We start from the raw sequence: 20,653 nt of genomic DNA on the forward strand, positions 1-20,653 counted from the left end.
CACCGTGACAGTCCTCTTCGGTCAACTCTTCACCGGCATCAGCATCGGCGCCGTGCTGCTGCTCATCGCGCTCGGGCTGGCGCTGACCTTCGGGCAGATGAACGTCATCAACATGGCGCACGGCGAGTTCATCATGGCCGGCGCCTACACCACGTACGTGCTGCAACAGAGCATCACCGGCGCCGGCCTGTCGCTGCTCGTCGCGCTGCCGGTGGCGTTCGGGGTCGCCGGCACGATGGGGGTGCTGCTGGAGTTCCTGCTGATCCGCCGGCTCTACGCCCGTCCCCTGGACACCCTGCTGGTGACCTGGGGTGTGTCCCTGATGCTGCAACAGCTCGCCCGGGACATCTTCGGCAGTCCGAACGTGCAGACCCGCGCGCCGGACCTGCTCACCGGCAACGTGGCGGTGCCCGGCGGGCTGACGGTCGCCAACAACCGGCTGTTCATCCTGGCGCTGGCCCTGGCCGCCGTCGCCGCCCTCACCCTGGCGCTGCGGCTCACCCCGTTGGGGCGGCGGATCCGCGCGGTGGTGCAGAACCGCGACCTCGCCGCGGTCTCCGGCATCCCCACCGCCCGGGTCGACCGGACGACCTTCTTCCTCGGCTCGGGCCTGGCCGGGCTCGCCGGGGTGGCGCTCACCCTCCTCGGACCGATCGGCCCGACCATGGGCACCAACCTGATCATCGATGCCTTCCTGGTCGTCGTGGTCGGCGGGATCGGCCAACTCAAGGGCAGCGTGATCGTCGCCTTCGCCCTCGGGGTCCTCCAGGCCACCGGGGAGTACCTCACCACCCTCAGCGTCGCCAAGGTGATCGTCTTCGTGGCGATCGTCGCGTTCCTCCAGTGGCGGCCACAGGGCCTGTTCACCCTGCGGACCAGGAGCCTCGCATGACCGCCGTGACACCCGCGCCACCGAGCACCGCCGGCGCGCCGGCCCCGGCCGGGACCGCGCCTCCGGACCGGTCCGGTGGCCGGTCCCGGCTGCGCGCGGCGGCCGGGTTCGCGTTCGGCGCGGCGCTGCTGTTCGCCGTCGCGCCGTTGGCGCTGTCGGACTTCCGGCTGGCCCTGCTCGCCAAGTACCTCTGCGTCGCCATGGTGGCCGTCGGCATCGGCATCGCCTGGGGGCGCGGCGGCATGCTCACCCTCGGCCAGGGCGTCTTCTTCGGCCTGGGCGGCTACGCGATGGCCATGCACCTCAAGCTCGCCGACGCGGGTCCCGGTGGGATGCCCGACTTCATGCAGTTGTACGGGCAGCTCGACGAACTGCCCGTCTGGTGGCGGCCGTTCGCCAGCCCGTGGTTCGCGCTGCCGGCCACGGTGCTGCTGCCGATGGCCGTCGCCTTCGGGCTCGGCTCGCTCGTGTTCCGCCGCCGGGTGCGGGGCGCGTACTTCGCCATCCTCAGCCAGGCTCTCGCCGCCGCCATGGTGATCCTGCTGATCGGCCAGCAGGGGACCACCGGCGGCACCAACGGGCTCACCGACATCGAGGGCTTCTTCGGTTACGACCTGGACGACCCGGTCAACCAGCGGATGGTCTACTTCATCATCGCCGGCGTCCTGCTCGCGCTGCTCGCGCTGACCCGCCAGCTCATCCACAGCCGCTACGGGGAACTGCTGGTGGCGGTGCGGGACAGCGAGGAGCGGGTCCGTTTCCTCGGCTACGACCCGGCGTCGGTCAAGCTCGTCGCCTACGTGGTGGCGGCGGGTACGGCGGGTCTCGCCGGCGCGCTGTTCGTGCCGGCGGTGGGCATCATCTCGCCCGCCCTCATCGGCATCGTCCCGTCGATCGAGTTCGTCATCGGGGTGGCGGTGGGCGGCCGGGCCACGCTGCTCGGGCCGGTGCTCGGCGCGGTGGCGGTCGCCTGGGCGCGTACCGCCCTCTCCGAACGTTTCCCGGGCACCTGGACGTACCTCCAGGGTCTGCTCTTCGTGGTGGTGGTGGCGTTCCTTCCCGGCGGCCTGGCGTCGTTGTGGGCGCTGGCCCGTCGCCGCGCCCAGCGGACGGAGGTGCATCCATGAGCGACGACCGACTCGACGGGCTGTCCGTCCGTGACGTGCGGGTCAGCTTCGACGGCTTCACCGCCGTCGACGGCGTCTCGCTCGAGGTGCCCGCCGGTGACATCCGGTTCCTGATCGGACCGAACGGCGCCGGCAAGACCACCCTGGTCGACGCGATCACCGGTCTGGTGCGGGCCACCGGCTCGGTGTGCTTCGGCGACCAGGAGCTGCTGGGTCGCCCGGTGCACCGGATCAGCCGGCTGGGCATCGGCCGGACGTTCCAGACGTCGACGATCTTCGAGGAGCTGTCGGTCGTGCAGAACCTCGACATCGCGGCGGGCGCCCGCCGGAGCTGGGCCACCCTGGCCCGGCGCCGGCGGGGGATCCCCGACGAGGTGGCCGCCGCGCTGGCGACCATCGGGCTGACCGGCCGGGCCGACCAACTCGCCGGCACCCTCGCGCACGGCCAGAAACAGTGGTTGGAGATCGGCATGCTGCTGGTGCAGGACGCGCGGCTGCTGCTGCTCGACGAGCCGGTCGCCGGGATGAGCCACGAGGAGCGCGACGCCACGGGCGCCCTGCTGGAGACGGTGAGCCGGGACCGCACGGTGGTGGTGATCGAGCACGACATGGACTTCCTGCGTCGCTTCGCGCGCAGCGTCACCGTGCTGCACGCGGGGAAGGTGCTCAGCGAGGGCACGGTGGCGCAGGTCCAGGCGGACCCGCGCGTACAGGAGGTCTACCTTGGCCACCCGGTCGACGCCGGGTCGGTCCCCAGCGGTCTGGAGGCATGATGCTGACCCTGCGTGGGGTGCACGCCGGATACGGGCGGTCCCGGGTGCTGCACGGCGTGGACCTCGCCGTCCCGCCCGACGGGGTGGCCGCGGTGCTCGGGCACAACGGCGCCGGTAAGAGCACCCTGCTGCGGGTCGCGGCGGGCCTGCTGCGCCCGACCGCCGGCACCGTCGAGCTGGACGGCGAGGACGTCACCCGGCTCGCGCCGCACGAGCGGGTGGCGCGCGGCATGGCGTACGTTCCGCAGGGCCAGCAGTGCTTCCCGCACCTGACGGCGGCGGAGAACCTGCGCCTCGTCGCCGACGGCCGGCGCGACGGCGCGGTGGCGACGGCGGAGGTGCTGGACCTGTTCCCGGCGCTGCGTCCGTTGCTGCGGCGGCGGGCCGGGCTGCTCTCCGGTGGTCAGCGCCAGCAACTCGCCGTCGCCCGCGCGTTGATCACCCGGCCGCGGCTGCTCATGCTCGACGAGCCGACCGAGGGCATCCAGCCGTCGGTGGTCGCCGAGATCCAGGAGCGGATCGTCGAGCTGACCCGGCAGTCCGGCTTCAGCGTGCTGCTCGTCGAGCAGCACCTCGGGTTCGCGCTGCGGGTGGCGAACCGCTACCACGTCCTCGAATCCGGCCGGGTCACCTCGCACGGCGACGGGGGAGTCACGGCGGAGCGGGAGGTGCGCGCGGCCCTCGCGGTCTGACGATGAGCGCGGGCACCGTTCGGAGCGGCTGCCGTCCACCCTAGACTGCGCCGATGGATGCTGAATTCGCCGCCAACGCCGCCGCCACCGCCGCGATCTTCGGAGTCTTCGGGATCGTCTGGTTCGGCTGGGCGCAGGAGGCGCCGCCCAGGGCGTGGCGCCCCTGGCTCGGCATCGGCTCGGTGCTGTCCCTGGTCGCCGCGATCATCGGCGGCATCGTCACGGCACGCACCTGGGACGAGGGCAACTCCGTGGACGAGCGGACGGGGCCGGTCTTCGGGGTGATCGTCCTGATCGAGGTGGTCCTCTGTGCCGCCGGCGCGATCTGGCTCCGGCGGATCGGCCGCACGTCCCTGGTTCCGGTCTGGATCGCCCTGATCGTCGGCCTGCACTTCTTCCCCCTGGCGCCACTTCTGGACTATCCGGTCCTCGCGGTCTGGGCCGCGCTCGTCACCCTGGTCGCGCTCGTCAGCGTCCCCGTCGCCCGACGGTTCCACCTCACCCCCAGCGCCGTCGTCGGTGCCGGCACGGGCGTGGCTCTCCTGGCCGGAGCGGCGACCGCACTGGTGCACGCGCTCACGTAGGTGCTCGCCGCGGATCGCGAGCAATGACATCGACGTCCGTCTAATTCGTCGTTCCTCGCTCCATCTGACCGTCACCGCTCCCACCGGGCGTATCAGCCCCGCCGCGCCGCGCTCCTGAACAACGTCATCGCGTCGGCCGGGTAGGCGACAACGCCGGTCGGCGGTTTCTCGACGATGGGAGAAGCCTGTCATGGGCAACGTAGGAAGACGCGTCCGCCGCTCGGCGCTGGCCGTGCTCACCGGCACGGCGCTGGCCGCCCTGCTGGCGGTCACCACGGCCGCCGCCGCGCCGGTCGTGGCGCGGCCGGACAATGCCGCGGCGGCCCGCACCGACGTCTACATCCGGGACGTCACCGCCGATGTCGGCGTCCAGCCCCACTCGCTCAACCCGCTGTGGGCCAGCCCCGACATCAAGGTCTGCCCGACCGCCGTCGAGTGTGCCGTCAGCCAGAACCCGATCGTCGGCGTCACCAACTACATCTTCGTCAAGCTGCGTAACCCCGGCCCGTACGGCACCGGCACCAGCGGCGGCGTGCTGCGGGTCTACCGGACGACGCCGGGTGGCGGTGCCGTCTGGCCGATGCACTGGACCCAGATCGGCGCGATGAACGTGACCGCCTTCGCCGGCACCACGACCGTGACGATCCCGTGGACCGGGGTGCCCGGGCCGGGCCACTTCTGCCTGCTGGCCAGGTGGGTGTCGGCCACCGATCCGATGACCTTCGAGGGCCCGGACATCGGCACCAACACCCGCAACAACAACAACATCGCCTGGCGCAACGTCGACTCGGTGCGGCTCGTCGCGGGCGGGCCGGCGATCGTACGGCCGTTCGCCATCGGCAACTCGCTCAAGGTGGAGACCAAGAACGACCTGGTCTTCACGCAGCCGGGCGAGCCGATCCAGCGTGTCGGCGGCCGGGTCGTCGTCGACCTCGGGCCGACCCTGTTCGAGCGGTGGCAGGCCGGTGGCAAGGTCGGCACCGGCGTACGCGAGGTCGGCAAGAACCAGGTGGAGGTCGTCGAGCCGGCGAAGGCCAGCCTCGGCAACCTGGTGCTGAAACCGGGTGAGCGGGTCGAGTTCTCCCTCACCTTCGCGGCCGAGGCCGCCTCGGACAAGGAGTTCGCGCTCGACGTGACCCAGTTCGGCCCGGACACGAGCGGTGCGGAGCGGACCGACCTCGGTGGGGTGGAGTACCTGATCAGCGTCGGGCGGCAGTAGCCCGGCCAACAGCGGGGGTCGCGGGCCCGGGCAGCCCGCGGCCCCGTCGCCGGGCGCTCGCGGGACGGTCCGGGCGTCCCGCGAGCGCCGTCGTCCCGGCCGGCGGTGGGTCAGCGTAGCGAGACCCAGGTGGTGGCCACCGCGTAGCCGTCGGTGTGGGCGCGCAGCCGGACCGGGCCGGGCGGGGGCGCGCCGAGCGAGAAGAAGCCCACCGCGTCGACCGGCGCCTCCGCGTACGTGCCCGAGGCGGTCTGCGCGGACACCCGCCCACCTCGGGGCGGGGAGAGTTGACCGACGATGCCGGCGTCGGTCACCTCGATCTCCAGCACCACCGCCGCACTGCGGAACGACAGCGTCCGCGTCGACCCGGCCGACCGGGTCAGCGCCGGCGCCGCGTCGCACGCCGAGTCGAACGTCAGCTCGGCGAGGGTCACCTCCGTGTCGACGCCCCGCCAGGCGAACGCCGCCAGTGCGGCGGTCAGGAACTCCTCCGGGACCGCCCCGACCTCCCGCAGCGCCGCACCCAGCTCGGCGGCCAGGGTTACGTCATCGGCCGGCGGCAACGGCTCCATCGCGTTCACCTCCGTTCGTCCGGGTCGCGGCCGTCCCGAGGAACGGGGCGAGCGCCGGGCAGTCCCGTAGCCGGCGCAGGCATCTGGCCTGGGTCGGCCCGATGCTGCCGATCGGCATGCGCAACCGTTCGGCGATCTCCCGGTAGCTGGCCGGCGGGTCGGTGGTCAACAGGGCCAGCAGCTGCTGGCAGCGCGGCGGCAACTGCGCGAAGCCCTCCCGCAGCGCCTGCCGCCGCTCCGCGCGTAGCAGTTCCTCGTCGGGGGCCGCGACCTCCGCCGAGCGGGAGAAGCCATGGTAGGCGTCCAGCGCGTCGTCGTACGGGTCGAAGAGCTGGGTGCGGCGGCCGAGGCGGGACAGCCGGTAGCACTCGCGCCGGGCCGTGGTCGCCAGCCAGGAGGCGAGGGCCTGCGGGTCGCGTACCCGGCCCAGATGCTCGACGAGACGCAGCCACACGGTCTGGTTGACGTCGGCGGCGTCGGCGCGGCTCAGGTCGTACGACCGGATCACCGAGTAGACGAGCGGGGTGTACCGGCGGACCAGCTCCACCCACGCCGACTCGTCCCCGCCCGCCGCGGCGGTGACCAGGTCGGTCGCGCTCGGGTCGGTCACGGCGACGCCGTCCGCCGGCTGGTGGGGCGCTGCTCCGTTGCTCACGGCCCGCCCGCTCATCCGACGAGCACGCCGTAGTCGGGGTGCCAGCGCGGCGCCGCGAGCAGCGCCAGCCGGGCCGCGTCGGCGGTCAGGCCGCCGGCGGTCATCAGGGCGGCGAGCCGACCGGAGACGTGCGCCGTGGCGAACGAGGTGCCCGCCCAGGCGGCGAAGCCGTGGAACACCCGGGTCGGCCGGCCCGGCAGCGGCAACTGCCCCTCGACGTACGTGCTGTGGCGCTCGCCGACGGCGCAGACGTCGACCCATGGCCCGTAGCCGCTGTAGGTGGCCGGCACCACGCCACCGGAGCCCTGGCTGACCGCCGCCACCGCGACGACCCGGTCCAGCGCGGCGGGCCAGGTCGGCCGGCTGGTGCCGGCGTTGCCCGCCGCCGCGACCACGGCGCTCGTCCCGGGTAGCGCGGCCACGGCGTTGGCCAGAGGCAGCGACGGCTGGTCGTCCTGGGTGAACCCGCCCAGGGACAGGTTGACCACGGACACGGCCGGCGCGAGTCGGGCCATCGCGGCCACCACCGACGCCTCGTCGCCGAGGCCGGTGGCGGTCAGCGCCTGCTCCGGGTCGACCCGGACCCCCGGCGCGGCCTGCCGCACCACCCCGGCGACGAAGGTGCCGTGCCCGCCCTGCGGGGCGAGCACGTCGGTGTGCACGTAGAGCGGGTCCTCGTCGTCGACCTCCGGCAGGTACGCCCCGCCGAGCCACTGCGGGTGGTAGCTGCCGGCCTGCCGCCACATGCCGGTGTCGCAGACCCCGACGGTCACCCCGGCGCCCTCGCCCAGCCGGGCCGGGTCCGGCGGCGACAGCGCGGCGACCGTCGCGGGCGGGCCGCCCGGGTTGCCCATGATGTTGCCGAAGCCCAGCAGCACGTGGTGCGGCTGCACCTTCGGCACCGGCTGCCCCGGCCACTGCTGGGGGTCGCGCAGCTTGGTGACGATCGCGGGAACGTCGGTCTCCCGGTCGAAGAGCAGCCGGGTGACCCCGGCGAAGCCGCCGCCCCCGGCCACCGCCTGGCCGCGGGCGCGCAGCCAGGCGGTGACCCGCTGGGCGTCGGCGTCGGCGGCGAGCAACTGCCGTGGCCGGTAGAGGAACTCCCGGCCCGGCGTGGTGTGCCGGCGGACGTTCTTGTCGGCAGCCAGCGCCTCGTCGAAGGCGCGCTGGTAGGCGACGTCGTCCGCGCCCTCCGCGCGGGCCGGGGCCGCACGGGATGCGGTGGCGAACGACGCTGCGGCGGCCAGCGCGGCCGTGGCCAGCAGTCGCCGTCGGGACAGTTGGCCGGCCGGGGGCGGCTCGGCGGGACGGTCAGGCGACACGGGTCCTCCATGCGGTCGGCAGAAGCGCCCGCCACTGGCCGGCGTGGCCATGTTTCCCGGGTGTCGCCGATTCTTCCAAAGCATGGTCGTATGTCAATGACGTTAAGGGTTGGTGCGGATTCCCGACATGCCCCGAAGACATTGACGGCCGGGTACCGGTTCGGGGACTCTGTGGGGCATGCCCGACAGCACCGGTTCCGGTGCCGGTACGGCCCAGGCGGCGCTCGACGCCGTGCAGCGCTACCCGCACGAGGCGATCGCCATCGCCCAGCGGGTGCTGGCCGCCGGGTCCGCGGCCGGGGCCGACGAGCGCTCCACCGCCGAGCGGGCCGTCGGCCTGGCCCTGCGGGAGCTCAACGACCTGCCCGGCGCGCTGCGCCACCTGCGCCGCGCGGTCCGGGCCGCCGGCACGCCCCGGACCCGGGCGTTGGCCCGGATGAGCCAGGGCTACGTGCTGGCCAACGCCGGCCACACCGCCGCCGCGCTGCGCGCGGTGACCGCCGCGCTGCCGCAGCTCGTCGGCGCCGACGCGGGGCGGGCCCGGATGCAGCGGGGCGTGGTGCTGCACTACCGGGGTCGCTACGACGAGGCGGTCCGCGACTACGGCCTGGCCGTCGACATCGCCCTGCGCGAGGATGATCTGTTGCTGGAGGCGCGGGCGCGCAACAACCGGGGGCTGCTCAACGCCCACCGGGGCGCCGCCGGTGGCACCCACGACGACCTGTCCCGCGCGGCAGCCGCGTTCCAACGGCTGGGCCTCGACCTCGCGGCGGCCGACGCCCGGTGGAACTGCGGCATCGCGGCCGGCCGGCGCGGCGACATCGCCGGCGCGCTGCGCTGCTTCGCCACCGTCGACGAGGAGTACCGGCGGCTCGCCGTGCCCCGGCCGGCGCTGCTGCTGGACCGCGTCGAGCTGCTGCTGTCGGTGCCGCTCGTCGACGAGGCGGTGGTGGTGGCGACGGCGGCGGTCCGGGAACTGGGGCGCCGGGGCATGGCCTCCGACTTCGCCGAGGCGCTGCTGGCCCGGGCCCGCGCTGCGCTGCTCGCCGCGGACCTGGACACCGCGACCGAGGCCGCCGCCGCGGCCCGGGCCCGGTTCCGTCGCCAGGGCCGGCGCACCTGGGCCGTCTTCGCCCGGCACGTCGAGCTGCGCGCCGAGTACCGCCGGGGCACCCGCTCGGCGCCTTTGCTCACCGCCATGGCCCGTACCGCCGACCAGCTCGACGCCACCGGGTGGCCGGGTCCGGCGCTGACCACCCGGATCGAGGCCGGCCTGGTGGCCGCCGCGCTGGGGCGGCCAGGCCGGGCCCGGAACTTGCTGGCGGTGGCCGCCCGGGCCCGCCGTCGCGGCACCGCCGACCGGCGGGCACAGGGCTGGTACGCCCTGGCCCTCTCGCGCCGCCTCGGCGGGGACGAACCCGGGGCCGCCCGGGCGCTGCGCCGCGGGCTGGCCGTGCTCGACCGGCACCGCATGTCGCTCGGCGCCACCGAGCTGCGTGCCCACAGTGGAGCGTACGGTCAGGAACTGGCGGCCGAGGGCCTCGACATCGCGGTCCGGGCGGGCGCGCCGGCACGGGTCCTGGCATGGGCGGAGCGGTGGCGGGCCAACGCGCTGCGGGCCCGGCCGGCCCGCCCCCCGGCCGACCCCGAACTGGTGGCGGCGCTCGCTGAGCTCCGACTGGTCAGCAGCCTGCTCGAAGACGAGGTGCTGGCCGGCCGCCCGGCAACCGCCCTGCGCGGCCGGCAGGCCCGGCTGGAACAGCGTATCCGGGACCTCGCCCGGCGGGTGCCCGGTGAGGGCGCCGTGCTGGCCCCGCCCGGGGTGGGCGCGCTGGCCGCGCGGCTCGGTTCCCGGGTGCTGGTCGAGCTGGTGGCCCACGGCGACCGGATCCGGGCGGTAATGGTCCGCGACGGCCGGGCCAGCCTGCACGACCTGGGCCCGCTCGCCGCCGCGGCGGACCTGGCCCGCCGGCACCGGTTCGCCCTGCGCCGGCTGGTCACCACCGGCGACACGGCCGCCGCGCGGACGGGGGCCGCCCACGCCGCAGCCGCCCTGGATCGGCTGCTGTTCGCCCCGCTGCGGCTGGCCGACCGGGCCCTGGTGATCGTCCCGGTCGGGGCGCTGCACGCGGTGCCCTGGTCGGCGCTGCCCACCTGCGCGGGGCGTCCGGTGACCGTCGCCCCCTCGGCCACCGCCTGGCTCGGGGCGGACCGGCGGGAACTGCCGGCCGGGCCGCCGGTCCTGGCCGCCGGCCCGCGCCTGCCGGCCGGGCACGCCGAGGTGTGCCGGCTCGCCCAGGTCCTGCCCGGGGCGCGTCGACTCACCGGGCCGGACGCCACCGCCGCGGCGTTGACCGCCGCGCTGGACGGGGCGGGGCTGGTGCACATCGCCGCCCACGGCACATTCCGCGCGGACAACCCCCAGTTCTCCAGCCTGGAACTGGCCGACGGGCCGCTGTTCGCCCACGAGTGGGAGGCGGTCGCCCGGCCGCCCGGCTGCGTGGTGCTCTCCGCCTGTGACTCCGGCCTGACCGGGCTCCGCCCCGGCGACGAGGTCATGGGGTTCACCGCGGTGCTCCTGGCGCTCGGCACGCGGTGTCTGATCGCGACCGTGTTGCCCGTGCCGGCCGAGCCCACCACGGCACTGATGCTGGACCTGCACGCGCGGATGCGGGCGGGTGCCGGCCCGGCGGGTGCCCTCGCCGAGGCGCAGCGGGCGTTCGGCGCGACGGGCGACGGTGCCGCCCGGGCCACCGCGGCGGCCTTCGTCTGCTTCGGGGCCGGCTGACGGTGGCGTCCCGCAGGCCCGGCGGATGCCGCGGTATTGACAGGCCGTGTCCCGACCGTTGACGCTGTGTTAAGCGACAACTGTCGATACTAACGGGGGCACGATGCGACGCAGGATCTTCGCGCTGGCCACGACCGCCGCGGTCGTCGTCGGCGGGGCCATGACGATGGTGCTACCGCCGGCCTACGCCGCGGCGGCGTGCACGGTGGACTACACGATCACCCGGGAGTGGTCCGGCGGCTTCTGGGCCGAACTCACCGTCACCAACCTGGGCTCTTCCGTCACCGACTGGTGGCTGCGGTTCCGGCAGGTCTACGGTCAAGTGATCACCATGGGTTACGACCGGCTGCCGGACGGATACACGCTCGGCAGCGGCGAGTTGTACCCGGTGACCACGCTCCGCGCACCGGCGGGGTCCACGCTGGCGACCGGCGCCTCGGTGACGGTGCGGTTCGGCGGCAACTACTGGGGCCCGGACCCCGAGCCGACCGACTGGGTGTTGAGCGGCCAGCCGTGCGACGGGGACGTCGCCAGCCCGCCCCCCTCGTCGCCGCCGGCCTCCTCGCCGCCGCCATCCTCGCCCCCGCCCCCCTCGTCGCCGCCGGTCTCGGGGAGCCCGCGGCCGAGCCCCACCCCCAGCCCGCTGCCGGGCGGGCCGTCGGTGGCGCTCACCTCGCCCCTGCCCGACGACTTCTTCGCCGCGCCGGGCGTCATCCCGATCCGTGCCGAGGCCACGGCGGCGACGGCCGGCCGGCGGATCGAGCGGGTCGAGTTCCGGGAGCGCGGCACGTTGCTCGCCGTGGACACCACCGCGCCGTACGCGTTCGACTGGCGCGGCGTGCCGCCGAACACCGGCACCCGCATCACCGCCACCGCCTACGACAGCAGCGGCGCCCAGGCCACCGCCGAGGTCCGCGGCATCCGGGTGCTCCCGCCGCAGGTGCCCGGCGCCGCGCCCGCGCTGAAGGCGTTCGGCAACCGCATCCGCACGGTCACAACCGACCCGAGGCCGTACCGGCCACGCGGAATCATCCGGTCGGCCGTGCCCGGCGAGTGCGCGTGGGGACCGATCCGCTGGGACGGCCCGGTCGACGACGCGTCCGTAGCCGCGCTGCGGGCCCGCGGCGTCGACGCGGTGCGGGTCGTGCTGAGCGACACCTGCTACACGTACACCGGCAGCCCCACCGACAGGGCGAACCGCGTCGGCTACCTCGACGAGGCGGCCCGGTACGTCGACCGGCTCGCCCGGGCCGGCATCACACCCATCGTGTCGCTGCGCCAGAGCGACGAATCCGCCGCCCGCAATTTCTGGGGCGCGGTGGCGGAGGTGTTCGGCGACGACAACGCGGTGGTCCTCGACATCTCGCCCGACAGCTTCCCGGCGCTCGGCGGCGCCGATCCCGGGGTGGTCTGGACCTGCTGGCGCGACGGCGGTCCCGCGTGCCTGGGCACCGGCCTACCGACCTTCGGCGTGCAGGAGCAGATCCGCCTGCTCCGCGTCCGGGGCGCGTTCAACCTGGTCCTCGCCGCCGGGATCGACGGCGGCAACGACCTGAGCCGGTGGCTGGAATACCGCCCGGCCGACCCGGGCGGCCGCAGCGTGGCCGCCGCCTGGCGCGTCGACGACCGCTCGGCCTGCGCCACGCCGGCCTGCTGGCAGTCCACCCTGCTCCCGGTCGCCGCCCAGGTGCCGCTGGTCGCCACCGACGTCAGCGCCGGCCCGGCGGCGCCGACGTTCGTGCGGCGGACCGTCACCTGGCTCGACCGGCACGGCATCGGCCACCTGCGCCGGTGACCGGGGAGGGGCAGACCACCTGACCTACCTGTTCCGGTCCACGCCACCCGGCCGCCCGACATCAGGTCAGCCGGGCGTGGTGGGGCGGCGAGATCGCGCCTCGGACGCATTCGGCTAGCAGGGTACGCCGTCGGTTGTGGTCCTCGGCGGGCTCAGCGGCGGTGGCGGTATAGAAGACGCTGGCGGCTGACCAGGCGAATGCCATGCTCAGGACCAGAGCGAACAGGTCGGAGGGGTCGCCTGCACGTACTCGCCCGGCGGCTTGCGCGCGCGATCTCGGCGAGTTTCGGCTCGTGGTTGGCGGCCTGGCCAAGGTCGCCTTCGGGCTGCCGTTCCAGGCGCAGCCAGGTCAGCAGCCGGACCAGCTGAGGATTGCGCAGGTTCTCGTCGTACATCGCCTCGAGCGCGGCGATGTCCGCTACCGTTTCGTGCTCGACCTCGCCGACCTCGACCTGCCCGGAAACGCGCCGCTGTCACCCGCCATGCCTCGAAAGTCCTGACCAGGCTCCGACCCGTCGCCGGACCACCCGTCCTGCCAGGGCGCGGTACGCCGGACGCTGTCACCTGATCGTCACTGTCCAGGCACGGACAGTGTTCGCGTTCCGGCGTCCGGGCCGGTCGATGATGGACCCGTCGACGTGCCGCCGCGACCGGCCGGCGGGCGCGGCACTCCGGTCAGGGGGTTGGACATGTCGTTCGAGGTGGACTTCAACTGGGCGTCGCAGGCCGTCATCGAGACGGTCGCGGTGCCGTTCCCGTCCCTGGAGACGCCACCCGGCGTGGTCGTCGCCGATCCTCCGGTCCCGCAGTTGGCCTTTCAGCACTCGGGGCCGGTCACGGTCACGATGCTCGGCTGCGGCCGGTGGAACCGGGACTCCAGCTACCGGTTCAACGCCGGCTGCAACCCGGAGCCGCACCACGCGGCTGAGGTGGGGGAGGTCGGGGTGCTCGCCGACGCCGAGGCGCACCGGTTGGAAGCGTGGTTCCTCCAGCGCTACCCGACGTCCAACCCGGTCGTGCTCAAGAACGGCGGGAAATGGAACCTCGTCCTCACCCGCAACGGCGCGGTCTTCAACTTCCACGTCGCCGTCCAGCCGGCCCGCGGCTAGCCCGCGAGACGGGCGGGGCGCGGGGCGGCCGTAACGGCCACCACGCAGCGGTACGCCGACGACTCGCCCGCCACCAGTTCGGCGGTCCCCACCCCGTCGCGGAAGCTCACCTCGAACTCGGCGCCCGGCCCCGCGTCGGGGGCCGGGATCCGCACCCGCTGCCGCTGCCCCTCCGTCGGGGCGTAGAGGCGCAGTTCCACCCCGTCGGGCCAGTGGTAGTCGGGCCGGTCGGAGCGCGCCCCGAACCCGATGACCGCGCCGGGCCGGGCGAGCACCGGCAGGCTGTCGTAGCCGTGCTTCTCGGTCACCCACGCCGGGCCGGTGAGCTGCGCGCCGGTCACCAGGTGGGTCCACGTGCCGGTGGGCACGTAGAAGGTGACCTGCCCGTCGGCGCTGAGCACCGGCGCGACGAGCACGTCCGGGCCGAGCATGTACTGCCGGTCGAGGTGCGCCACGGCCGGATCGTCCGGGAACTCCACGATCATCGGGCGCATCATCGGGATGCCGTCGCGGTGCGCCTCCTCGGCCGTCGCCGCCAGATAGGGCATGAGGCGCAGCTTCAGCCGGGTGAAGTGGCGCAGCACGTCCACGGCCTCCTCGTCGTACGCCCACGGCACCCGGTACGAGCCGGAGCCGTGCAGCCGCGAGTGCGAGGAGAGCAGGCCGAACGCGATCCACCGCTTGAACACCGCCGGGTCGGGGGTGCCCTCGAAGCCGCCGATGTCGTGACTCCAGTAGCCGAAGCCGGAGGACGCCAGGGACAGCCCGCCGCGCAGCGACTCGGCCATCGCGACGAACGTCGACTCGCAGTCGCCGCCCCAGTGCACCGGGAACTGCTGGCCGCCGGCGGTGGCCGAGCGGGCGAACAGCACCGCCTCACCCTCGCCACGCTCGGCCTCCAGCAGCTCGAAGACCACCTTGTTGTAGAGGTAGGAGTAGTAGTTGTGCATGCGCTGCGGGTCCGACCCGTCGTGCCACACCACGTCGGTCGGGATGCGCTCACCGAAGTCGGTCTTGAAGCAGTCGACGCCCATGTCCAGCAGCGCCTTGAGCTTGCCGGTGAACCAGGCCACCGCGTCCGGGTCGGTGAAGTCGACGAGCGCCATGCCGGCCTGCCACTTGTCCCACTGCCACACCGATCCGTCCGGGTTGCGCACCAGGTAGCCGGCCTGGCGGCCCTCCTCGAAGAGATAGGAGCGCTGCGCGATGTACGGGTTGATCCATACGCACACCTTCAGGCCCCGCTCGTGCAGCCGGCGGAGCATCCCCTCCGGGTCGGGGAACGTCGTCGGGTCCCAGACGAAGTCGACCCAGTGGAACTGGCGCATCCAGAAGCAGTCGAAGTGGAACACCGACAGCGGCAGGTTCCGCTCGGCCATCCCGTCGACGAACTCGGCCACCGTCTTCTCGTCGTACGACGTGGTGAACGACGTGGACAGCCACAGCCCGTACGACCAGGCGGGCACCCGGGCCGGCCGGCCGGTCAACGCCGTGTAGCGGCGCAGGACGTCCTTCGGGGTGGGCCCGTCGACGACGTGGTAGGTGAGTGACTGGCCCTCGACGCTGAACTGGGTCTGCGTGACGACCTCCGAGCCGACCTCGAACGACACGTGCTCCGGGTGGTCCACGAACACGCCGTAGCCGGCGCTGCTGAGGTAGAACGGCACGTTCTTGTACGCCTGCTCGCTGGCGGTGCCGCCGTCGGCGTTCCAGACGTCGACCGTCTGACCGTTCTTGACGAACGGGCCGAACCGTTCGCCCAACCCGTACAGCGTCTCGCCGACGCCGAGGGCGAGCCGTTCGTGCACGTACCGGCGCCCCGCGCGGTCGGTGACGATCCCGACGCTGCGTCCGGTGGACGCGGTGACGAGCCGGTCGCCGTGCCGGAACTCGACCCGCCAGCCGTCGACGAGCGCGACCCGGACGGTCAGTTCGCCGGTGGTCAGGGACGCGCTGAGGCCGGTGATGTCGACGGTGACCGGATGCGTGTCGTCGGTGTGCAGCCCGAAGTGGGGTTCGCGGGGCAGCCCGCCGCTGTGGTGGCCGATGGTGACCCCGACCACGCCGGGTGCGGGGGAGAAGAAGCGGACGGTGACGACGGGCCGGTTGAGCGTGTCGCCCCGACCGTTGATCTGACCGGCCGGTGCGAAGACGGTGAAGCCGCGGTCGTCCGGCTCGACCGATTCCACCGTGCCGGGGCGCAGGACGCTGACCCCCGGGCGCAGTTGCCAGTATCCGTCGGTGAATTTCACTTCTCGGCTCCTGCGGTGATGCCGCGCGCCAGGGTGCGCTGGAAGATGAGGAAGAACAGGATGGCCGGCACCAGGCTGAGCAACGCGCCGGCGTTCGTCGTCGGGGCGTCCATCAGGCGGTCACCCTGCAACGACGCGAGTGCGACCGGGATGGTCTGCGTCTGGTTGTCGATCAGCATGACGAGCGGGATGAGGAACTCGTTCCAGGTCCAGATGAAGAAGAAGATGAGCAGGACGGCGAGGGTCGGCCGCAGGTTGGGGAAGACCACCCGCCACAGCACCGTCCACTTGCCGGCGCCGTCGAGCGCCGCGGCCTCCAGCAGCGAGCGCGGGAACGTGCCGAGCACCGAGGCGAGCAGGTACGTGCCGAACGCGCTCTGGACGACGGTGAAGATGATGATCACCGACAGGCGGGTGTTGTAGAGGCCGATCTCCTTGGCGACGTAGTAGAGCGGGTAGATCAACGCCTCCTGCGGCAACATGTTCGCCAGCAGGAACACACCGACGATCCACAACCGGCCGCGGACCCGGCCGACACCCAGGGCGTACGCGTTGAGCAACGACACGACGACGCCGAGGACCGCCACCGAGCCGGCGATGAGCGCCGAGTTCCACAGCTTGAGCGGGAAGTTCACCTCGGACCAGTACGTCGTCAGACCTCGGGTGTAGAAGTCCGTCGGCCAGCTCAGCGGCCCGGCCGACGAGTAGTCACCCGGCGATTTGAACGCGTTGAGCAGCATGAACGCGAACGGCACGAGCATGGCGAGCGCGCCGGCGGTGACTCCGACGAGCACCAGCCATCGGCTGACGCCACGGTGGTGCCGGTCGCGCACCGGCCGGCGGACCGGAGCGTCGGTGATCGTGACGGCCATCTCAGATCCCCCGGTCCCGGCGCTCGCTTCGGGCCTGCGCCCAGATGAAGACCACGGCCACCACGACGATGATCACCGTGAGCACGGTGGAGATCGCGGAGCCGTACCCGACCTGGAGCTTCTTGAAGAACGTGTAGTACGCGAAGTACGACGGCACGTTCGTGGCGTTCGCCGGGCCGCCCCGGGTCAGCGCGAAGATCGGCCCGAACACCTTCAACGCGGCGATGGTGCAGGTCAGGGCCACCACGAAGGTCTCCGGCCGGATCTGCGGCAGCGTGATCGCCCGGAACCGGTGCAGCCAGTTCGCCCCGTCGACCTCGGCCGCCTCGTACAGCTCCGGGTCGACCCGCTGCAACGCCGCCATGAACACGACCACCGGATAGCCGATCTGCACCCAGATCATCACCGCCATCACCGCCGGCAGCGCGGTGTCCGGGTCGCCCAGCCAGTCGTGGCGCAGCGCGCCGAGACCGACCGCGTCGAGCAGGCTGTTGAACGCGCCGTCGGGGCGCAGGATCCAGCCCCAGACGATGCCGGCCACCACCACGGGCAGCACCTGCGGCAGATAGAACGCGGCCCGCAGCGCCGCCGCCGTCCGTGGTTTGAACCGACGCCCGATGACGTCGAAGAGCACCGAGGCGAGCAGCAGCCCGAGCAGGGTCGGCACCACCACCATCGCGACGATCATGGCCACGGTGTTGCGGAACGACGCCCAGAACACCTCGTCGTGCAGCAACCGCTGGTAGTTGTCCAGCCCGACGAAGGTGGGGTCGCCGACGCCCGACCACCGGGTCAGCGACAGGTAGCCGGTGCCGACCAGTGGCGCGCCGATGACCAGGATGAACAGCGCCGCTCCGGGGAGCAGGTAGAGCCAGTACGCCGCGTCGCGGCCACGCGGCCGGCGGCGGGACGGGGACGCGGGGGAGGAGGGTTCGGCCGACGGTGTGGCGGCGACGGTGTCGGAGACTGCCATGGAAGATCCTTCCCGGCGGGGGCGGGCGCGCCTGTCGTACCGGCCGCGCCCGCCGCTCGCCGCATCACTTGCCGGTGATCTCCTTGACGCCGTCGGCGTACGGCTTGGCGATCGTGTCGAGCACCTGGTCGGGGGACTTGGAGCCGTTGATCAGGCTCTGGAATCCGCCGACCAGCACGTCGTAGTAGCCGGGCACCGGCCAGTCCGGATAGAAGGCAAGGCCGTCCTGCTTGCTCACCGTGTTGAAGTCCTCGATCAGCTTGCGATCCTTCGCGTCCTTGATCTTGGCGGGGTCGCCGGCCACCGGGACCCCACCGTTGTTACCGATGAGATCCTGGATCTCCGGGCGCAGGGTGATGTCGATGAAGTCGGACGCCAGGCTCTTGGCCTTGCTGTTCGTCGGGACGACCCAGATGTTGCCGGACGATCCGGCGTTCAGGGTGTTGCCCGGGAACAGGAAGGTGTCCCAGTTGGCCTTCATCTCGGCCTTGAAACGGCCGTACCACCAACTGCCCGAGACGATCATCGGCGTCTTGCCCGCGATGAACGCCGTACCCATGTCCTCGGCCTTGAGACTCGCCGAGTTCTTGGCCACGTAACCCTTCTTCACCCAGTCGGCGAAGGTGTCCGCGCCGTACTTCAGCGGGTCGGCGTGGAAGTCGACCGGGTTCTTGTAGAGCTGGTAGTTGTCGACGAACTGGCGGTCGGCCTTCGACAGGGCCAACTGGTAGAAGAGCTGCCCGGCGGGGTACTCGGCGCCGGCCATGCCCAGCGGGGTGATGTCCTTGCCGACGAAGGTGTCCATCGCGGCGGTCATCTCCGCCATGGTGGTGGGCACCTTGACGCCGTTGCGGTCGAACAGGTCCTTGTTGTAGTAGACCGTGACGTACTCGCCGTAGTTCGGCACGCCGAACCAGTTGCCCGACCCCATCACGCCCTTCTCGCTGTAGCGGGCGGTGGTCTGGAGGCTGGGGCTGAGCTTGTCGGCCCAACCGCGCTTCTCGGCCTCCTCGCTGAGGTCGGTGAGCAGGCCCTGGGACGACAGCAGGCCGGCCGTCGCGTTGCCCTTGTTGTACTCCATGATGTCCGGGCCCTCGGACGAGTTGATGATCATACCGGCGTTCTGCTGGATCTGCTCGAACGCCTTGCGCTCGAAGCGCACCTCGACGCCCGGGTGCTCGTCCTTGAAAATCTCGATGGCCCGGTCCCAACCGATCCCCATCGCGCTGTTCTCGCTCTCGTAGTGCCAGAGCTTGAGGGTCTTGGCCCCGCTGCCGTCACCGCTGTCGTCGCCGCCGCAGGCGGCTACGGTGGTCGTCGCGGTCGCCGCCAGGGCGATCGCGGCGACGATCCGGCGGAATCGCTGCATTGCTATCCTCCTCGTCGAGTATCGTGCCCGGTACTTCATTGGCCCGTCGTCGCGTTGCCGCGCGACGGCGGGCCGTTCCTACTGGTCAGCCGCCATCGGTTGGCGGCCTCGTGGTGCTGCGGTCGATCCCCGGATCTCCAGCGCGCACGGCAGCAGTTGCTGGTGGCGCTCGTCCCCGGCCCCGTCCAGGTGGCGTACCAGCGCCTCGACGGCGATCCGGCCCATCGCCGAGCCGGGCGACGTCATCGCGGTCAGCGCCGGGGTGGCCAGCTCGGCGACCTGCGGCGAGGTGACCATCGACACCACCGAGACGTCGTCGGGCACGGACCGCCCGCGCGCGGTCAGCTCGCCGAGGATGCCGAAGGTCGCCGCCTCGTTCATGGCCAGTACGGCGGTCAGGCCCGGCGCCCGCGTGACGGCGGTGGCAAGCGCCGCCCGGCCGCCGGCGGCGCTGTCCTCGGCCGGGATCATGACCGGTTCCAGGCCGTGGCCGGTCATGGCCGTGACGAAGGCGTCCCGGGTACGCAGAGCCGGCCCGTAACCGCTGGCCAGGGTCTCGGCCGAGTGGTTGACGTAGACGATCTGCCGGTGCCCCAGGCCCACCAGGTGCGCCACCGCCTCCCGCACGGTCTGCTCGAAGTCGATGTCGACGTAGGAGAGCCCGCCGGTGTCCCCGGTGCGTCCGATCAGCACCAGCGGCACGCCGGCCTGCTGGAGCGCGGCGACCCGCTCGTCGGCGAGTTGAACCTCCATCAGCACGACGCCGTCGAACATGCGCTGGCTGGCCAGCCGGCGCAGGGCGTCGAGGTCGCCGCCCCCGCCGACGGGGGACAGGACCAGGTGGTAGCCGACGGCGCTGGCCGCCGCGGCGGCCCCGGTGACGAACGCCGTCTCGGTCGCGCCGAGGCCGCGCTCGTCCATCGGCAGCAGCAGGCCCAGGATCCGGCTGCGCCGACTGGCCAGGCCACGGGCCATGGCATTGGGCTGGTAGTCGAGCTCGGTCATGGCGGCGAGCACCTTGGCCCGCGTGGCCCGGGAGATCGGCCTGGTGCCGGTGAGCACGTAGGAGACGGTGCTGACCGAGACCTGGGCCAGGCGGGCGACGTCATGCATGGTGGCCACCGCGCACCTCCCTGGGGCCGGGCGGGAACGGATTCGACCGTTCGTCGAACCGCTTCGACGAAGCGGTTCGACAGACGCTAGGCCCCCTGTTACGGCGGCGTCAATAGTTGATGTCGAAAAGACGTCCCGTCTCGTCGTGGTGGCCGTCGCGGAGGTGATCGACGGCGAGCCGCGCGGGCGCAGAGCGGCTCGCCGGCCCTGACCTAGGGATGAATGGCGATCTCGGGTCCTGCGGACGCCCGTGGTGCCACGGGCTCTCGTGACGCGGCCTGGCGACAGATGACGTCGACCAGCTCGCCGACCGTGGCCACGGTGGACGCGCGGGGGTCGTTCAGCAGGTTGACGCGGAAGCGGGCCTCCAGCGCGATCAACAGCTCCAGCGCGGCAAGCGAATCGATGTCCAGGTCCTGGACCAGGTGGTCCTCCGGTCGTAGCTCCCGGCGGACCCGCTTGATCTCCAGGAAGATCGCATCGAGCGCCGACATGACGTCGGCCTCGGTCACCGGGACGGCAGATGTGGTCATGGTCTTCACCTTT

Annotated in this window: 19 protein-coding genes; 10 read left to right on the forward strand and 9 right to left on the reverse strand. The window is 72.7% G+C overall.

Annotated features, from left to right (window positions below):
* Positions 1–4: 4 nt before the first annotated feature.
* From urtB to O7602_RS09350, 6 genes are all read left to right on the forward strand, one after another.
* On the forward strand, positions 5–892 hold the full coding sequence (urtB, locus tag O7602_RS09325) for an urea ABC transporter permease subunit UrtB (RefSeq protein ID WP_281587897.1): 888 nt from the start codon (positions 5–7) through the stop codon (positions 890–892).
* Positions 889–2,019, forward strand: coding sequence for an urea ABC transporter permease subunit UrtC (gene urtC, locus O7602_RS09330; protein WP_281587899.1), 1,131 nt, complete (start codon positions 889–891; stop codon positions 2,017–2,019). Before urtB ends, urtC begins: the two co-directional genes overlap by 4 nt.
* Positions 2,016–2,792 (forward strand): urea ABC transporter ATP-binding protein UrtD, encoded by a 777-nt coding sequence (urtD, locus tag O7602_RS09335; RefSeq protein WP_281587900.1) that lies wholly within the window; start codon positions 2,016–2,018, stop codon positions 2,790–2,792. The genes urtC and urtD overlap by 4 nt, the downstream gene beginning before the upstream one ends.
* Complete coding sequence (gene urtE, locus O7602_RS09340) at positions 2,789–3,484, forward strand: urea ABC transporter ATP-binding subunit UrtE (protein ID WP_281587901.1); 696 nt, start codon at positions 2,789–2,791, stop codon at positions 3,482–3,484. Before urtD ends, urtE begins: the two co-directional genes overlap by 4 nt.
* A 53-nt stretch (positions 3,485–3,537) precedes the next feature.
* Positions 3,538–4,068: a hypothetical protein gene (locus O7602_RS09345; protein ID WP_281587903.1), complete on the forward strand. Its 531-nt coding sequence runs from the start codon at positions 3,538–3,540 to the stop codon at positions 4,066–4,068.
* A 190-nt stretch (positions 4,069–4,258) separates the two neighbouring features.
* Positions 4,259–5,287 carry a hypothetical protein gene (locus tag O7602_RS09350; protein ID WP_281587905.1) on the forward strand — a complete coding sequence of 343 codons (1,029 nt, stop codon included), beginning with the start codon at positions 4,259–4,261 and terminating at the stop codon, positions 5,285–5,287.
* Positions 5,288–5,397: 110 nt separating this feature from the next.
* On the opposite strand, the gene O7602_RS09355 is transcribed toward O7602_RS09350, so the two are convergent.
* From O7602_RS09355 to O7602_RS09365, 3 genes are read right to left on the reverse strand one after another with little or no spacing between them, the layout of a single operon-like run.
* Positions 5,398–5,859 carry a hypothetical protein gene (locus O7602_RS09355; protein ID WP_281587907.1) on the reverse strand — a complete coding sequence of 154 codons (462 nt, stop codon included), beginning with the start codon at positions 5,857–5,859 and terminating at the stop codon, positions 5,398–5,400.
* On the reverse strand, positions 5,834–6,514 hold the full coding sequence (locus O7602_RS09360) for a sigma-70 family RNA polymerase sigma factor (protein WP_281587909.1): 681 nt from the start codon (positions 6,512–6,514) through the stop codon (positions 5,834–5,836). The genes O7602_RS09355 and O7602_RS09360 overlap by 26 nt, the downstream gene beginning before the upstream one ends.
* A gap of 11 nt (positions 6,515–6,525) precedes the next feature.
* The gene (locus O7602_RS09365) at positions 6,526–7,836 is read right to left on the reverse strand and encodes a S8/S53 family peptidase (RefSeq protein ID WP_281587911.1); all 1,311 of its coding nucleotides are present in this window, start codon (positions 7,834–7,836) and stop codon (positions 6,526–6,528) included.
* A gap of 178 nt (positions 7,837–8,014) precedes the next feature.
* Here O7602_RS09365 and O7602_RS09370 point away from each other — a divergent pair, with 178 nt between their 5' ends.
* The 4 genes from O7602_RS09370 (at position 8,015) to O7602_RS09385 (ending at position 13,528) form a co-directional block, all read left to right on the forward strand.
* Positions 8,015–10,624: a CHAT domain-containing protein gene (locus O7602_RS09370; RefSeq protein WP_281587913.1), complete on the forward strand. Its 2,610-nt coding sequence runs from the start codon at positions 8,015–8,017 to the stop codon at positions 10,622–10,624.
* Between the two features lie 103 nt (positions 10,625–10,727).
* Positions 10,728–12,419: an Ig-like domain-containing protein gene (locus tag O7602_RS09375; protein WP_281587914.1), complete on the forward strand. Its 1,692-nt coding sequence runs from the start codon at positions 10,728–10,730 to the stop codon at positions 12,417–12,419.
* A 293-nt stretch (positions 12,420–12,712) separates the two neighbouring features.
* Positions 12,713–12,919: a hypothetical protein gene (locus O7602_RS09380; protein WP_281587916.1), complete on the forward strand. Its 207-nt coding sequence runs from the start codon at positions 12,713–12,715 to the stop codon at positions 12,917–12,919.
* Positions 12,920–13,108: 189 nt separating this feature from the next.
* A complete protein-coding gene (locus O7602_RS09385; RefSeq protein WP_281587918.1) occupies positions 13,109–13,528 on the forward strand; it encodes a hypothetical protein in 420 nt (139 codons plus the stop codon).
* Here the strand turns inward: O7602_RS09385 and yicI are convergent.
* The 6 genes from yicI to O7602_RS09415 form a co-directional block, all read right to left on the reverse strand.
* A complete protein-coding gene (yicI, locus tag O7602_RS09390; protein ID WP_281587920.1) occupies positions 13,525–15,780 on the reverse strand; it encodes an alpha-xylosidase in 2,256 nt (751 codons plus the stop codon). The genes O7602_RS09385 and yicI overlap by 4 nt on opposite strands.
* Complete coding sequence (locus O7602_RS09395) at positions 15,777–16,652, reverse strand: carbohydrate ABC transporter permease (RefSeq protein WP_281587923.1); 876 nt, start codon at positions 16,650–16,652, stop codon at positions 15,777–15,779. Before O7602_RS09395 ends, yicI begins: the two co-directional genes overlap by 4 nt.
* Before the next feature lies 1 nt (position 16,653).
* Complete coding sequence (locus tag O7602_RS09400; RefSeq protein WP_281587925.1) at positions 16,654–17,625, reverse strand: sugar ABC transporter permease; 972 nt, start codon at positions 17,623–17,625, stop codon at positions 16,654–16,656.
* 64 nt (positions 17,626–17,689) lie between these two features.
* Positions 17,690–18,994 (reverse strand): extracellular solute-binding protein, encoded by a 1,305-nt coding sequence (locus O7602_RS09405; RefSeq protein ID WP_281587928.1) that lies wholly within the window; start codon positions 18,992–18,994, stop codon positions 17,690–17,692.
* A 78-nt stretch (positions 18,995–19,072) separates the two neighbouring features.
* On the reverse strand, positions 19,073–20,107 hold the full coding sequence (locus O7602_RS09410; RefSeq protein WP_281590227.1) for a LacI family DNA-binding transcriptional regulator: 1,035 nt from the start codon (positions 20,105–20,107) through the stop codon (positions 19,073–19,075).
* Between the two features lie 212 nt (positions 20,108–20,319).
* The gene (locus tag O7602_RS09415) at positions 20,320–20,640 is read right to left on the reverse strand and encodes a phosphopantetheine-binding protein (RefSeq protein WP_281587930.1); all 321 of its coding nucleotides are present in this window, start codon (positions 20,638–20,640) and stop codon (positions 20,320–20,322) included.
* Positions 20,641–20,653: the final 13 nt, after the last annotated feature.

The sequence above is a fragment of the Micromonospora sp. WMMD1128 genome (assembly GCF_027497235.1).
Lineage (GTDB): Bacteria > Actinomycetota > Actinomycetes > Mycobacteriales > Micromonosporaceae > Micromonospora.